This window comes from Nocardia sp. NPDC004260, from assembly GCF_053603155.1.
The window spans coordinates 358,535-371,743 of the sequence record NZ_JBSGEZ010000001.1 but is presented as its reverse complement, the minus strand read 5'-3'; the positions used below and the strand labels follow the sequence as shown (position 1 = coordinate 371,743).

Annotated in this window: 15 protein-coding genes; 5 read left to right on the top strand and 10 right to left on the bottom strand. The window is 69.1% G+C overall.

From position 1 onward, the window contains the following. Nucleotides 1–5: 5 nt before the first annotated feature. Nucleotides 6–623 carry a TetR/AcrR family transcriptional regulator gene (locus ACWEO7_RS01450; protein ID WP_452420009.1) on the bottom strand — a complete coding sequence of 206 codons (618 nt, stop codon included), beginning with the start codon at nucleotides 621–623 and terminating at the stop codon, nucleotides 6–8. 125 nt (nucleotides 624–748) lie between these two features. Here ACWEO7_RS01450 and ACWEO7_RS01445 point away from each other — a divergent pair, with 125 nt between their 5' ends. Beyond that, complete coding sequence (locus tag ACWEO7_RS01445; RefSeq protein ID WP_452420008.1) at nucleotides 749–2,809, top strand: neutral/alkaline ceramidase; 2,061 nt, start codon at nucleotides 749–751, stop codon at nucleotides 2,807–2,809. A 9-nt stretch (nucleotides 2,810–2,818) separates the two neighbouring features. Here the strand turns inward: ACWEO7_RS01445 and ACWEO7_RS01440 are convergent, their stop codons facing one another. Continuing rightward, nucleotides 2,819–3,058, bottom strand: a complete 240-nt coding sequence (locus ACWEO7_RS01440; protein WP_379250503.1) for a DUF2530 domain-containing protein — start codon at nucleotides 3,056–3,058, stop codon at nucleotides 2,819–2,821. Between the two features lie 116 nt (nucleotides 3,059–3,174). On the opposite strand from ACWEO7_RS01440, the gene ACWEO7_RS01435 reads away from it, so the two are divergent. Next, nucleotides 3,175–3,612 carry a MarR family winged helix-turn-helix transcriptional regulator gene (locus ACWEO7_RS01435; protein ID WP_355074955.1) on the top strand — a complete coding sequence of 146 codons (438 nt, stop codon included), beginning with the start codon at nucleotides 3,175–3,177 and terminating at the stop codon, nucleotides 3,610–3,612. Nucleotides 3,613–3,660: 48 nt separating this feature from the next. On the opposite strand, the gene ACWEO7_RS01430 is transcribed toward ACWEO7_RS01435, so the two are convergent. The 3 genes from ACWEO7_RS01430 to ACWEO7_RS01420 form a co-directional block, all read right to left on the bottom strand. After that, complete coding sequence (locus tag ACWEO7_RS01430) at nucleotides 3,661–3,888, bottom strand: hypothetical protein (protein ID WP_450022335.1); 228 nt, start codon at nucleotides 3,886–3,888, stop codon at nucleotides 3,661–3,663. 198 nt (nucleotides 3,889–4,086) lie between these two features. Continuing rightward, a complete protein-coding gene (locus ACWEO7_RS01425; RefSeq protein ID WP_452420007.1) occupies nucleotides 4,087–4,488 on the bottom strand; it encodes a YccF domain-containing protein in 402 nt (133 codons plus the stop codon). A gap of 37 nt (nucleotides 4,489–4,525) precedes the next feature. Then, entirely contained in the window at nucleotides 4,526–5,728 is a 1,203-nt protein-coding gene (locus ACWEO7_RS01420) for a GNAT family N-acetyltransferase (RefSeq protein WP_452420006.1), read from the bottom strand. A 111-nt stretch (nucleotides 5,729–5,839) separates the two neighbouring features. Here ACWEO7_RS01420 and ACWEO7_RS01415 point away from each other — a divergent pair, with 111 nt between their 5' ends. Next, a complete protein-coding gene (locus ACWEO7_RS01415; protein WP_452420005.1) occupies nucleotides 5,840–6,643 on the top strand; it encodes a TrmH family RNA methyltransferase in 804 nt (267 codons plus the stop codon). Further along, nucleotides 6,640–6,939 carry a DUF2537 domain-containing protein gene (locus ACWEO7_RS01410; protein WP_452420004.1) on the top strand — a complete coding sequence of 100 codons (300 nt, stop codon included), beginning with the start codon at nucleotides 6,640–6,642 and terminating at the stop codon, nucleotides 6,937–6,939. Before ACWEO7_RS01415 ends, ACWEO7_RS01410 begins: the two co-directional genes overlap by 4 nt. Nucleotides 6,940–6,964: 25 nt before the next feature. On the opposite strand, the gene ACWEO7_RS01405 is transcribed toward ACWEO7_RS01410, so the two are convergent. The 3 genes from ACWEO7_RS01405 to serC form a co-directional block, all read right to left on the bottom strand. Continuing rightward, on the bottom strand, nucleotides 6,965–7,708 hold the full coding sequence (locus ACWEO7_RS01405) for a DUF6928 family protein (RefSeq protein ID WP_452420003.1): 744 nt from the start codon (nucleotides 7,706–7,708) through the stop codon (nucleotides 6,965–6,967). A gap of 260 nt (nucleotides 7,709–7,968) precedes the next feature. Beyond that, complete coding sequence (sepH, locus tag ACWEO7_RS01400; protein ID WP_452420002.1) at nucleotides 7,969–9,006, bottom strand: septation protein SepH; 1,038 nt, start codon at nucleotides 9,004–9,006, stop codon at nucleotides 7,969–7,971. 210 nt (nucleotides 9,007–9,216) lie between these two features. Further along, a complete protein-coding gene (serC, locus tag ACWEO7_RS01395; protein ID WP_452420001.1) occupies nucleotides 9,217–10,341 on the bottom strand; it encodes a phosphoserine transaminase in 1,125 nt (374 codons plus the stop codon). Between the two features lie 64 nt (nucleotides 10,342–10,405). Here serC and ACWEO7_RS01390 point away from each other — a divergent pair, with 64 nt between their 5' ends. Further along, complete coding sequence (locus ACWEO7_RS01390) at nucleotides 10,406–11,044, top strand: hypothetical protein (RefSeq protein WP_452420000.1); 639 nt, start codon at nucleotides 10,406–10,408, stop codon at nucleotides 11,042–11,044. Nucleotides 11,045–11,069: 25 nt separating this feature from the next. Here the strand turns inward: ACWEO7_RS01390 and ACWEO7_RS01385 are convergent, their stop codons facing one another. After that, on the bottom strand, nucleotides 11,070–11,942 hold the full coding sequence (locus tag ACWEO7_RS01385) for a polysaccharide deacetylase family protein (protein ID WP_452419999.1): 873 nt from the start codon (nucleotides 11,940–11,942) through the stop codon (nucleotides 11,070–11,072). A gap of 111 nt (nucleotides 11,943–12,053) precedes the next feature. After that, the gene (locus ACWEO7_RS01380; RefSeq protein WP_364424977.1) at nucleotides 12,054–13,202 is read right to left on the bottom strand and encodes a citrate synthase 2; all 1,149 of its coding nucleotides are present in this window, start codon (nucleotides 13,200–13,202) and stop codon (nucleotides 12,054–12,056) included. Nucleotides 13,203–13,209 lie beyond the last annotated feature (7 nt).

Sequence of the window (13,209 nt, the reverse complement as noted above, 5' to 3'; positions counted from 1 at the left end):
CTCGGCTACTGCGCCGCGTACCCCGTGAGCATCTCGCTCAGCAGATCGAGCTGCCCGCGCACGCTCTCGCTGTCGTTGTCCACCAGCCAGCGCAGCACCACACCGTCGATGACGTTGAGCGTGAACCGGCTCAGTGTCTGCACCGGGACCGACCAGGTGTTGCCGGTCGCGTCGCGCGCGTGCTCCAGGATGTCGGCGACCGTGGAGTCGTTGAAGTTGTACTGCTCGCGCGCGATCGCGAGTTTCGCCGGGGTTTGTTCGCCCTCGCGCAACGCGTAAGTGGTCGTTTCGTAAGTGAGCAGCTGTCGTTCCGGAGTGGCTTCAATGTTCAGCCACATCAGTTCCAGGCCCGCGCGGATCAATTTTTGAAGGGCTTCTTTTCCACTTCCGACGTCCCGCCAAACCGTTTCGTTCGCGTCGACGGAATCGCGCAATTCCATCGACAACGCTTTGACCAGCTCGGTCATCAGCGCGTCCTTGTTTTCGAAACAGTAATGCACCACACCGAGCGAGACGCCGGCCGCCTGAGCGACATCACGCGTGGTCACGCCCGCAACACCCTTTTTCTCGGCAAGGCCGATCGCGGCCTCGATAAGGTGGGCCCGTCGTTCTTCGACGCTCAATCGGGAGGACACCCAAGGGAGTTAAGCGCCCACGGCTCGTGCAGTCAATTCAAGGGTGGAACAAATCTGGACTGGACGAGTGACCAGTTGTGTGGTTCGCTGCATCGGGACAGAAGGAGACGGGTATGCCGGTGTCACGCCGAACTGTTCTGACTCGGACGGCGATCGGGTCCGCCACGCTCGCGGCCGCGACGGTACCCGGGATGAGCGACGCACTCGGCGTTCCGGCGGCCGCAGCACCGGATTCCGGCGGTTACGAGATCGGTGTCGGACTCTCCGACATCACCGGCCCGGCCGCCGAATGCGGGATGATGGGCTACTCCCAGCTCGAGCAGCAGACCGCGGGCATCCACCTGCGCCCGCGGGCGCGGGCGTTCATCATCGGCGGCGCGGGGCGGCGGATCGTCTTCGTGGTCGCCGAGAACGGAATGATCTTCCAGTCCGTGCACCGCGGCGTGCTGACCGAACTTGCCCGGCGTTTCGGCGACCTGTACACCGAGCAGAACGTCCTGCTCACCTCGACCCATTCGCACGCGACCTGCGGCGGCTCCAGCAACGACTACGCCTACAACCTGTCCATCCTCGGTTTCCAGCAGCAGGTGTACGACGCCGAGGTGAACGGGATCGTCGAGGCGATCGCCGCCGCGCACGCCGATCTCGGCCCCGGCTCGCTGTCCCTCGGTCGCGCCGAGCTGCACAACGCGAGCGTGAATCGGTCGCGCGTGGCTTGGGAACTCAATCCGCCTGCGGACAAAGAGCATTTCCCGGATGCAATAGACCCCGCGGTGACCACTCTCGTCTTGCGCAAGGGCGGGCGAACGGCCGGGACCATCACCTGGTTCGCCACGCACAACACGTCCATGACCAACGCGAACCGGTTGATCAGCTCGGACAACAAGGGCTACGCCGCGTTCTCCGCCGAGCACATCGAACACGGCGTGCGCTACCTGGACGGCAAGCCCGCGTTCGTCGCTGCCTTCGCGCAGACCAACGCCGGTGACATGTCCCCGAATCTGAACCTGCGCCAAGGCTCCGGTCCCACCGAGGACGAGTTCGAGAACACCCGCATCCTCGGCGAGCGGCAGTACGCGGCGTCGAAAGAAGCGGCGGCCGAGGCCCGGTCGATCTCCGGCCCGGTCGACGGGACGCTCTGCTACATCGACCTGGCGGACATCGCCGTGGACGGCCGCTTCACGCCGGACGGCATGCCGCGCCGCACCGCACCGGCTGCGGCGGGGGTGTCGCTGATCGCGGGCAGCGTCGAGGACGGCCCAGGTCTGCCCGGCGGCCCGATCCCGGAGGGCGTGCGCAACCCGTTTCTCGAGGCGCTCGGCGATCCGGCCCAGCCCGCGCCGGCCTGGCTGGCGGACGCGCAGGCGCCGAAAGCGATCGCGGTGCCGCTGGGCCTGCTGCCTCCGGTGCCCTGGGTGCCGAATGTGGTGCCGATCCAGCTCGTTCGCATCGGCGAGCTCTATCTGGCCGCCGCGGGCGGCGAGTTCACCATCACGTCGGGCCTGCGCGTTCGCCGGGCTGTCGCCGCGGCGCTGAACGTCCCGCTGGAGCAGGTGCTCATGCAGGGATACGCGAACGCCTATCACGAATACGTCACCACGCCAGAGGAATACGACTCCCAGCAGTACGAGGGCGCTTCGACGTTGTTCGGCCGCTACACGCTGTGCGCCTATCAGCAGGAGTTCACCCGTCTGGCCACGGCATTCGCCGCCCGCGGGCCGGTGCCGCGCGGCCCGGCCCCGCGCGATGTGTCCCAGTCGCAGCCGAACTTCCAGCCGGGCGCGGGTCCGGACGCGGCCGCGCCGGGTCGCTATTTCGGTGACGTGCTCGTGCAACCGCACCCGTCCTACGGCCCCGGAGACCAAGTGCTGGCCGAATTCGTCTCGGCCCACCCGAAACACGACAATCGGCGTAACGGGACGTTCCTGGAAGTGCAGCGCAGGAATGCGTCCGGCGAATGGGTGCGGGTGGCCAACGAGGGCGAGTGGGCGGTGAAATACCACTGGAGCAAGCGCGGGCTCGCCGAATCGGTGGCCCGGTTCACCTGGGACATCCCTCTCGACGCCGAGCCGGGACGCTATCGCTTCCAGCACTACGCCACCCGTCTGGATCCCGGCGGCGCGCTCTACCCGCTCACCGGCACGACCGACGAATTCGAGCTGGTCCGAAGGTAACCAGGTCGGCTACAAGCCCGTCTGCGCGCCCTTGTCCCCGCGCCGCGCGCCGCGGCGCTGAACCAGATAGATGACCAGTCCGATCAGTCCGACCACCAGGCCCATCAGGCAGACCGGACGGGCTGACGCCCACCGGTCGCCGCCTGCCCACACCACCACGGTGGCGATCAGCCACAGCGCGCTGCCGACCGCGAGCACGGGGCGCGGGTCGGTCAGGCGCGGCGGAAGCTGCGGGACTTTTTGTGTCACGGCTCGAGCCTAATCGGCCCGGCCGGGAGGAGTCCGCCGCCCGCGCGAAGACGAGGTGGCCGCACCATGGCGGGAAGCCGCGACCGGCCGCCCTCGGTCCCGTATCGTTTGCCACTGTGACAACGCCATCGGATGTCAGAGCCCTTGCTGGTGAGCTCTCGCTGGCGGTCGTTCGACTGACGCGACACCTGCGCGGCCGTCGTGCCGACTCGCAGATTTCGCTGACTCAACTCTCCGCGCTCGCCACGCTGGCTCGCGAGGGCGCGATGACCCCGGGGGCACTCGCCGCCAAGGAACGCGTCCAGCCCCCGTCGATGACCCGCGTCATCGCGTCGCTCACCGACCTCGATCTGGTCGAGCGCAATCCGCATCCGACCGATGGCCGTCAGATCATCGTCTCGCTGTCCCCGGCGGGGCGCGCGCTCATCGCCGACGAAGCCAGCGCCCGCGAGGCATGGATGACCGAGCAGCTGTCGACGCTCACCGAGGACCAACTCGTCGTGCTCACCCGTGCCGTGGCGATCATGAAGCAGATCGTCGCGGAATCCGAGTAGCGCCACGGCCGCAACGGAGTTCGTCGCATACGCCGCCGAAGGCTCGGATCAGCGCTTGGCGCGGATGATTCCGGCGCCCCACCACAGCAGGCCGCCCGCGATGGTCAGGCACAGGACGAAGGCCGGATAGACCAGAACTCCGTAGTCGTCGGCCCATCGGGGCAGGCGAGTGAGCTGGGTGGCCGCGCCGATCAGCAGCAGCACTCCCAGAGTCACCGCGATCGGCGCGAGTGGCGCGGTGTCCGAGTCGGCCCGGCGGGCGGTTCGGTCGGTCATGGTGGAGCCCTCCCGTGCGGTCGGCTCGGCGTCCGCTGGGGACGCTGTGGCACTGGAAATAAATCAGTTACCTTCTAGCTAACCTTCGCACGGAGGTGTGATTTCGTTAACACACTGTGATGCGGATCACAGTGTCGTCGCGACATGGCGCAGCTCGTCTGCCACGGCGTCGAGCTGTCGAAACCGCGGTGGACCGGGCTATCGCGCGCCGAACGGCCGATCGCTGTCCACGATCTCCCGCCCCAGGGGGAACAGCGAGATCGGTATGAACTTCAGGTTCGCCCAGCCGAACGGAATGCCGATGATCGAGAGGAACAGCGGAATGCTGGTGAGCAGATGCCCGAGCGCGAGCCACCACCCCGCGACGATGAACCAGATGATGTTGCCGATCAGCGAGCCCGCGCCCGCGCCGGGCTTCTCCACGGTGGTCCGGCCGAACGGCCACAGCACGTAGGCGGCGATCCGGAACGACGCGATGCCGAAGGGAATCGTGATGATCAGGATGAAGCAGATGATCCCCGCCGCGATGTAGCCGAGCGCCAGCCAGAATCCAGCGAAGACGAGCCACAGGATGTTGAGGATCAACTGAATCGGCTTCATGAGACCAGCATGCCAGTCCGCGGCCCGCCGCGCGTCGTCAGAAGAACCAACCCAGCATCGCGTCCCGCTCCGCGCGGAAGGCGTCGTCGAAGGCGCGCAGCCGCGCGGCGTCTTTCGCCCGCAACCGGTTCGCCGCGGCGAACACTCGCGCGGGATACGCGCCGAGATACATGCTGCCGAGCACGTCGATGCCGAGTTCGATATCGGCCGCGCGATCGGTCGGCTCGCATTCGGCCGCTCCGTTCCGCACGCGCAGTGCGAACGTGCCGCCCGCGTTCCGGAAGGGATCGGCCACCTCGAGCGTCACGTCCAAGTCGCTCGCGTAAGCCCGTGCTGTCAGTGCCGCCGGGACGTCCATCAGGCGCAGCCACAGCCCGTCGTAGCGGGCGGTGGTGCGCACCAAGCGAGGATCGGTCAGCAGATAGGGCAGCGGGTCGTGGTCGGTGAGCACGGCATCCACCCGTCGCACCAGATCGAGTCCGAGCAGGGCCCGCCACAGGGCCGCGTGTGCCTCGGCCGTGACCGTCCGCATCTCGGCGACTTCCACCGTCCGTGCCCTGCCGTCCGAGTGGTACCGATACAGCGCGTAGCCATCGGCGTGCAGGAGTCCGAACAGGGTGGTGCCGCCCTCCCGGTAGCGTTGCGGATCATCGAACACGATGTCCCAGGCCGCCGCAGGACGTACCTGCGCGCCGGGCACCAGCCTGCGCCACCGGTCGTAGATCGCCTCCGCCGTCGCGCGCAGCTCGCCCGGCGGGCGCAGCGTCACACCGCCGGGGTCGGGTGCCGAGGGGAGGAATTCGGCGAAGCGCCGCTCGATGCTCACCGCGTTCTCCCGTGTCGCGGGACCGTAACCGAACCGGCCGTAGATGCCGCCCTCGCTCGCGGTGAACATGGTCAGCGGCAAGCCGTCGGCCTCGACGCGCCGATGCAGTTCGATGTACATGGCGCGGAGGATGCCGCGCCGCCGGTGCGTCGGTGCGACGCCGACGCCCGCGATGCCGCACACCCGCACGGTCCGCTCGCCGGGCACGGTCACCGTCATGGTGGTGGACTGCGTGTGCCCGACGACCTCTCCGCCCTCGACCGCGACGATCGAGTTCTCCGGTGGGAACAGCAGCGGATTCGGGTCCACCTCGGCCGGATCGTAGCGGGTGCCGAACGAGGTCTCGACCAGCGTCGTGATCGCGGCCGCGTCGTCCGCGGTGGCCGACCGAATGGTGATTCCCGGCAGGGTCATGCCTCGACCATCCCACGCCCGCGTACCTGCCCGCACCGCATTTTCGCCGTCCGCGACCGCGCGGCGAACACCGATTCGGACCCGGCCGCGGCGGCCCGGCAGGATGGAGCGGTGGCCGAAGTGATCGACATCGATGACCCCGCCGACCCACGGGTCGACGACTTCCGCGATCTCAAGTCGGCCGATCGCAGGCCCGATCTACCCGGGCGCAAAGGACTGGTGATCGCCGAGGGCGTCGTGGTGGTCCAGCGCATGCTCGATTCGCGTTTCGCGCCGACCGCCCTGCTCGGAGTGGAGCGCAGGCGCGCCGAACTCGCCGACGACTTGGTGACCGTCGACGTGCCGTACTATCGCGCCACCGCCGAGGTGATGGCCGAGGTGGTCGGATTCCACCTCAACCGCGGCGTGCTGGCCGTCGCTCGCCACCCCACCGATCTCGGCCTGGACGAGGTGATCGAGAAGGCGCGCACGGTCGCGGTGCTCGAAGGCGTCAACGACCACGAGAATCTCGGCGCCATGTTCCGCAACGCCGCCGGGCTCGGCGCCGACGCGATCCTGTTCGGCGACCGCTGCGCCGACCCGCTGTACCGCCGCGCCGTCCGGGTATCGATGGGACATGTGCTGCGCGTGCCGTTCGCGTCCGTGCCGAGTTGGCCGGATGGTCTGGATATACTGCGGCGCAAGGGATTCCAGATCATCGCCCTCACGCCCGACCCCGCGGCGGCGAATCTGGCCGCGGCGATGACGGGGGAGCGGGTGGCGTTGTTGCTCGGAGCCGAGGGGCCGGGACTGACGGAGGAGGCCATGCGGGCCACCGACGTTCGCGCGCGTATCCCGATGACGCCGGGCACCGATTCGCTGAATGTGGCGACCGCGGCCGCGATGGCGTTCTACGAGCGGGTGCGGACGGCGTGACCGGACCGTACCGGCCGTATCCGTCCTACCAGGACCCGACGCCCTGGGGTGCGGGCCTGGCCGTGGCGTTCCTGGTGGCGCTGCTGTCGGCGGTCGCGGTGTATGCCTTCGGGGCCGCGCTGGCCGAAGTGCATCCGTTACTCGCGGTGGCGGTGAATCTGGTCGCGGCCGGCGGCGCCGCGCCCACCGTATGGCGTTGGCGTTTCGCACCGGTGACACGGTGGGTGATCGGAGGCGGCGCGGCGGGCGTGCTGCTCGGATGGGTCGTGTTGCTGCTGGGTGGACTGTTCGGTTGACGAGGCCGGACCGCGGGGCGCGCGGCTAACCGACGGGGTCGTGTCCGCGCAGCCAGCCGAACAGGCCGCGCTTGCGCGAGGTCGTGTGCGCCCCGCCATCGCCTGGGCCGCGCAGCCCCGAGGTGGGCAACTTGCCCTTCGGGTGCAGTGCGAACTTGCAGATAGGTATGTCCGCCGGGCCGAGCGCGCCGGATGCGGCGGCCCCGCGGTAGTGGAAGCCGAGCCATTCGTTGTTGGCCGCGTCGGCGAAGTCGGGCGGATCGAACGGCAGCGACTGGGGATCGGGCAGCTCGCCCGCGCGCCAGCGCACCGGATGCTCGCCGGCCCAGTAGGACCGCTCCCATACCAGCGGAAGTCCCTCGTCCTCCAAGATGTATACCCGGGTCGAGCTGAACGACCTGCGGAACTCGCCGCGCTCCCAGTGAGCGAACGCCCCCCAGCCGTGCTCGACGTCGAACGACACCAGATAGGTGTGTTCCGAGGCCAGCGGGCGTACCAGCAACTCCGGGATCTCGGTCGGGTGGATGCGCGCGGCCTGGGCCGAGCACAGCACCGTCACGCCCGGAAAGCAGCCGATGCAGACCTCGTCGATCGCCGGGCCCGCGCAACCAGCCAGCGTGCCTGCCACGATCGGCCGCACGTCGCGGTCCTGGTGCAGTTGCTTCGCCAGTGCCAGTGCGGCTTGGGGGTCCGGGTTGTGGTTCGCGCGCAGTACCGTCAGGGGGTCCGGTGCGTCGACGTACCAGAGCGACCAAGCCTTGGACAGCATTCCGGCACCTCCCGATAGTCGCACGAATGGGCTCCGCGAACTTCGAGCAACGCGCAACGCGCCCGCTCGCCGCACTGCTGCGGTGACGTTGTTCCAGCGCTGAGGCCCGTTGTCGACCACACCGAAATTTACTCGCCTCGCACCGGCGTCGGTGCGGCTTCGCACTGTGAACACCGGTTCGTGACCGCTGATTTCGCGCGCGCACGCGTCGCTACCGTGCCCCGATCGGCACAACGAAGACTTGCGAGGACGGGCTGCGGTCAGTGACCCGAGCTGCGTACCCCGAGCAGTACGTCCTCCCAGGACGGCATCGGGGCCTTGCCGCGCTTGCTGCGCGTCGGCTTCGCCGGAGCCTTGGCCGCGGGCTTCGCGGGCTCCTCGGGCGCGGGGGGCGCGGGGGGCGTCGGCGCGGGGGTGTCCACGGTGGCGGCCGGTGGCGCGACGGCACCGGCGGTAGGCGTCGCGTTGGCGGCGGCCGCGGGAGGCGTGGCCGCGGCGGGCGCCGGCGCGTTGCCCGGCGGGATCGCGGCGGCGCTGCCACCGGCCGCGACGGCCCGCTGTTCGTAGTACTCGTCCAGCGTCGGCTGGCTCTGTCGGCTCGCGGTGCGCGCGGGCGGTGCGGCCGGGGCGGGACGCGGTTCGGCCACCGGCTCCGGCTGCGGCGGCGCGGGCTCGGGTTCCGGAGGCACGATCGTGGCCAGTCCGCGCAGCGCGCGGCCGAAATCCGGATCGATCAAATCGGAGGCCGGGTCGTCGAGCGGAGAAACCGAACCCCCATGGGCGTCGGGCTGGTAGCGCCAGTGCGCGGCGATCTCGGATCGTCCGTTCTGCCACTGCAACTGGGCGACCCAGTAGCCCTTCTCGTCCTTCCATGCGTCCCATTCGGCGCCCTCGATGTTGTGCCCGCGCGCGGTGAACGCGGCGGTGACCACATCGATGAGGATGTCGACGGCGGGACCGTCGGGACGGACCGGGTGGGCCTTCTGGGCGAGCTCGGCGGCGCGGGCTCGCTCCAGCAGAACCGGATAGGCGAATCGCTCGACGCGACTGGCCGGCATTCCGGATTCTTCGGTGACCTGTTCCACTGAGGCCCCTGCTCGAATACGGGCCTGGATATCGCGGGGACGCATAGTTGCTTCCATTTCGATCTCGATCTGGCCGAATCGGGCAAGGTCTCCGCGCGCGGCGGCTCGCAGTTTGTCGTCGGCGGGCAGCCGGAACTTCTGACCGGACTCGGTGTCGATACACACGATGTGCGTGGAGTCGGGCGTCACCCCGATCACTCGAAGTTCACGCACCGTTACCTCCTTATCGCGTCGACTCGCGACACCGCCCACTTTCCGAAACAGTAGTGCACATCTGAGATTCATGGGGCAGGACACGCGGCACGGAAATCTCCTCGGAGACGTCCGTGCCCCGCTAATCTGCTCTGTTCGTTCCGCTATGGCTAATTCCGCGGCGTGTCGATCCCGGGCGTGTTGCGTACTCCGGACCGAAATAGGCGGCGCTCAGCCGAGATTCTGCACGACCCAATCGATGGCGCGGGTCAGCTGGCTGACGTCGTCCGGATCGATCGCCGGGAACATGCCGATACGCAGCTGGTTGCGGCCCAGCTTGCGGTAGGGCTCGGTGTCCACGATGCCGTTGGCGCGCAGGATCTTCGCGACCGCGGCCGCGTCGACCGTGTCGGCGAAGTCGATGGTGCCGACCACCTGCGAGCGGTGCGCCGGGTCCGTGACGTACGGGGTGGCGTATTCGCTCGACTCCGCCCAGGAGTACAGGCGTGAGGAGGAGTCGAGCGTGCGCTTGACCGCCCAGTCCAGACCGCCGTTGTTGTTGAGCCACTCGATCTGGTCGGCGAACAGCAGCAGGGTGCCCAAGGCGGGGGTGTTGTAGGTCTGATCCTTGGTGCTGTTGTCGATCGCGATCGGCAGCGACAGGAAATCGGGCGTCCAGCGGCCCGACGCCTTGATCTCCTCGACCCGCGCCAGCGCGGCGGGGCTCATCAGCGCGACCCACAGGCCACCGTCGGAGGCGAAGCATTTCTGCGGTGCGAAGTAGTAGACGTCGGCGTCGGTGATGGTCACCGGGAGGCCGCCCGCGCCGGAGGTGGCGTCGATGGCGATGAGCGCGTGGTCCGAGCCCGCGGGACGCCGCACCGGAATGGAGACGCCGGTGGAGGTCTCATTGTGCGCCCAGCCGATCAGGTCCGCCGACGGGTCCGACACCGGCTCCGGCGCGCTGCCCGGCTCCGCCGAGACCACGATCGGGTCGCCGATGAACGGGTTGCCCTTGGTGACAGCGGCGAACTTCGAGCTGAACTCACCGTTGGTCAGGTGCAGCGAACGCTCCCGGACCAGGCCGAACGCCGCCGCGTCCCAGAAAGCGGTGGTGCCGCCGTTGCCGAGCACCACCTCGTAGCCCTCCGGCAGGCCGAACAGCTCGCGCAAGCCGGAGCGGACGCGCGCCACCACGTCCTTGACCGGCTTCTGCCGATGCGAGGTTCCGAACACCGAGGCGCCGACGTTCACCAGCGACTGCAGCTGCTCCGGGCGCACCTTGGAGGGGCCGCAGCCGAACCGTCCGTCGGCGGGCTTGAGGTCGTCGGGAATGGTCGGAAACGCAGAGGTCATGGCCAACAGGGTAGTCGGTGGTATCGCTGTGGCGACGCCCACACTCCGGCTAACGTAAGCGCCCATGAGCATGCCGTCAGCTAACTCGGGGTGGCGCCTGCGCCGGCGGGCGCGGAATTTCCGCCTGCGCGGCGCGACGGTCTCGGACGCGATGCGGCGGGAGTTGTTGATCCGCGGGGAAGCGGGAACCGCGACGATCCTCGGCGTGCGTCCGCGCCGTACCGAACCGGGACACGTGTTCTGGGTCCGCGTGCAGCTGGCCGGCGAGTTCCCCTACGAGAGCCGGGTGCGGCAGCGAATGCCGGACGCGGACCTGGAATGGATGCGGCCTGGTGACGTGGTGTGCTGCCGGGTGGACCCGCGCGACCGCGATCGCCTGGTCCTGTACGTGCCCGACCTCGAAGAAGCGGGCCGGGCGAGCATCGCGAAGATCCTCGCCGACGGCCGCCGCGCCGACGCCACCGTGCTCGCCGCCGCGCCGGTCGCGGCCGACTACTCCGGGCGTGACGATCCGGTGCTGCGGCTGGACCTCGAGCTGCGCGCCTGGGACGAACCCAAGCCGTGGCGGGTGCGGCTGGTCCAGCCGGTGCCGCTGCACGCCCTCCGGTTGGTCGACCTGGGCAGGCATCTGGAGGTCGCCTTCTTCGAAGTGGACCGCGGCGACACGGTCGCCGTCGACTGGGTCGCCTCGCTCGAGGAGTAAACCTCTGGCGAATACGGTCGCGCGGCTACAGGTGCACGAAGGTGAAACCCATGGCGCGAAGCTTCGGCAGCGCCGCGATCATCCCCGCTCCGGTTCCGGAGCGCGGCCGATGCATATGGGCCAGTGAAATAGCGCCGGGCGCGGCGGCATTCATCGCAGATTGCACTCGGGTGGCCGACGCGGTCGCGCCGAAATCGGCGTTGATACTGAAACCGACCGGGGTTTCGCCCAATTCGTTGACGATGGACACCGCGACGTCGTCGTAATGCGCGGTGCCCGCGCGGAAGAATCGCGGCGGCTTGCCGGTGATCGTGGTGAGCAACTCGTGGTTGGCCCACACTTCGTCGGCCGCCTCCCGCGCCGAGGCGGTTCCCGCGATGCCATAGGCTTCGCGGCCGTTCACCGACAGCGGTTTGTGCGCCACACCGTGATTGGCCAGTTCGAAGAGCGGATTCGCCGCCAACTGCGCGGTCCGCGCGCGGTTGGCATCGATCCAGCGTTTGTTGAGGAACAACGTCGCCGGAATTCGCTCGCTGATCAGGAAGTTCACCAGCGACTCGTCGATGTCGTTGTTGCCGGTCCCGCCGCAGGCGTCGAAAGTGAGCGCCATCTGTTTGCCCGCGGCGGTGAAAGTACTTGTGATTCCCGCCAGCTCGACGCCCCATTGCTTCGGCGAGATCCCGGCGTGCCTGGCGGCGACGGCGACCGGTGTGCCCGCGTCCGGGGACGCGGAGACCGGAGCGGCCCGCATCCCGGTGGTGGCGCCGGGCGCGACCGACGCGCGCGCCTGCGTGAGAGCCGTGTTCTGTGTGGTGCCGCACCCGGTGGCGGCGAATCCTGCGGCCAGAGCGGCGCCGACGCCGAGCATCCGCCGCCTCGATATTCCTTTGTCCAGCATCCCTCTAGTTCCTCTAGCTTCCCCTCCCGGATGCTACGCGAGCCGGACATGACGGCGGGGCAACAGCTTCCGCCGTGACGTCCGGCTCGCGGTCGTGACGCTGTGGTCGCGTTACGTGTGCGCGATCGTGGCCCAGCCCTCGACGTCCTCGGGCCGGCGAGGGGAGGGGCCGGTGTAGATGGCCGCCGGGCGGACCAACTTGCCCAGCTGCTTCTGCTCCAGGATGTGCGCGCACCAGCCCGCGGTGCGGCCGCAGGTGAACATGGCGGGCATCATGTGCGCGGGCACCTCGGCGAAGTCCAGGATCACCGCGGCCCAGAACTCCACGTTGGTCTCGATGGCGCGGTCCGGACGGCGTTCGCGCAGCTCCGCCAGGGCGGCCTGCTCCAGTGCAGCGGCGACTTCGTAGCGCGGCGCGGCCAGGCGCTTCGCGGTGGCGCGCAGCACGCGGGCGCGCGGGTCCTCGGCCCGGTAGACCCGGTGACCGAAGCCCATCAGCTTCTCCTTGCGGTCCAGGATGCCCTTGACCAGCGCACGCGCGTCGCCGGTGCGCTCGACCTCTTCGATCATCGGCAGCACGCGCGCGGGCGCGCCGCCGTGCAGCGGGCCGGACATGGCGCCGATCGCGCCGGACAGCGCCGCCGCGACGTCCGCCCCGGTAGACGCGATCACCCGGGCGGTGAAGGTGGAGGCGTTCATGCCGTGCTCGGCGGCGGAGACCCAGTAGGCGTCGATGGCCTCGGTGTGGCGCGGGTCCGGGTCGCCCTTCCAGCGGGTCATGAAGCGCTCGGTGACCGTGGTGCACTCGTCGATCTTCTTCTGCGGGACCGCGGGCTGGTAGATGCCGCGCGCCGACTGCGCGACGTAGGACAGGGCCATCACCGAGGCGCGGGCCAGATTCTCGCGAGCGGTCTCGTCGTCGATGTCCAGCAGCGGCTGGTAGCCCCAGATCGGCGCGAGCATGGCCAGCCCGGCCTGCACGTCGACGCGTACGTCACCGGTGTGCACCGGGAGCGGGAACGGCTCGGCGGGCGGTAGACCGCGCCCGAACGATCCGTCGACAAGTAGCGCCCACACGTCACCGAAGGTCACCCGGCTCCCGACCAGGTTCTCGATGTCGACTCCGCGGTAGCGCAGCGCGCCGCCGTCCTTGTCCGGTTCGGCGATGTCGGTGGTGAAAGCCACCACGCCCTCGAGGCCACTGACGAAATCGCTGGGAACGGTGGCCTGCCCACCGGAAACCGCGGGGCTGGTAGTCATGTCGCGA

What these genes read in the sequence shown, in the direction of transcription:
- ACWEO7_RS01445 (WP_452420008.1), top strand. Translation starts at nt 749, where the DNA reads ATGCCGGTGTCACGCCGAACTGTTCTGACTCGGACGGCGATCGGGTCC.
- ACWEO7_RS01430 (WP_450022335.1), bottom strand. Translation starts at nt 3,888, where the DNA reads ATGACCGACCGAACCGCCCGCCGGGCCGACTCGGACACCGCGCCACTC.
- ACWEO7_RS01425 (WP_452420007.1), bottom strand. Translation starts at nt 4,488, where the DNA reads ATGAAGCCGATTCAGTTGATCCTCAACATCCTGTGGCTCGTCTTCGCT.
- ACWEO7_RS01420 (WP_452420006.1), bottom strand. Translation starts at nt 5,728, where the DNA reads ATGACCCTGCCGGGAATCACCATTCGGTCGGCCACCGCGGACGACGCG.
- ACWEO7_RS01405 (WP_452420003.1), bottom strand. Translation starts at nt 7,708, where the DNA reads ATGCTGTCCAAGGCTTGGTCGCTCTGGTACGTCGACGCACCGGACCCC.
- serC (WP_452420001.1), bottom strand. Translation starts at nt 10,341, where the DNA reads ATGACCTCTGCGTTTCCGACCATTCCCGACGACCTCAAGCCCGCCGAC.
- ACWEO7_RS01390 (WP_452420000.1), top strand. Translation starts at nt 10,406, where the DNA reads ATGAGCATGCCGTCAGCTAACTCGGGGTGGCGCCTGCGCCGGCGGGCG.
- ACWEO7_RS01385 (WP_452419999.1), bottom strand. Translation starts at nt 11,942, where the DNA reads ATGCTGGACAAAGGAATATCGAGGCGGCGGATGCTCGGCGTCGGCGCC.
- ACWEO7_RS01380 (WP_364424977.1), bottom strand. Translation starts at nt 13,202, where the DNA reads ATGACTACCAGCCCCGCGGTTTCCGGTGGGCAGGCCACCGTTCCCAGC.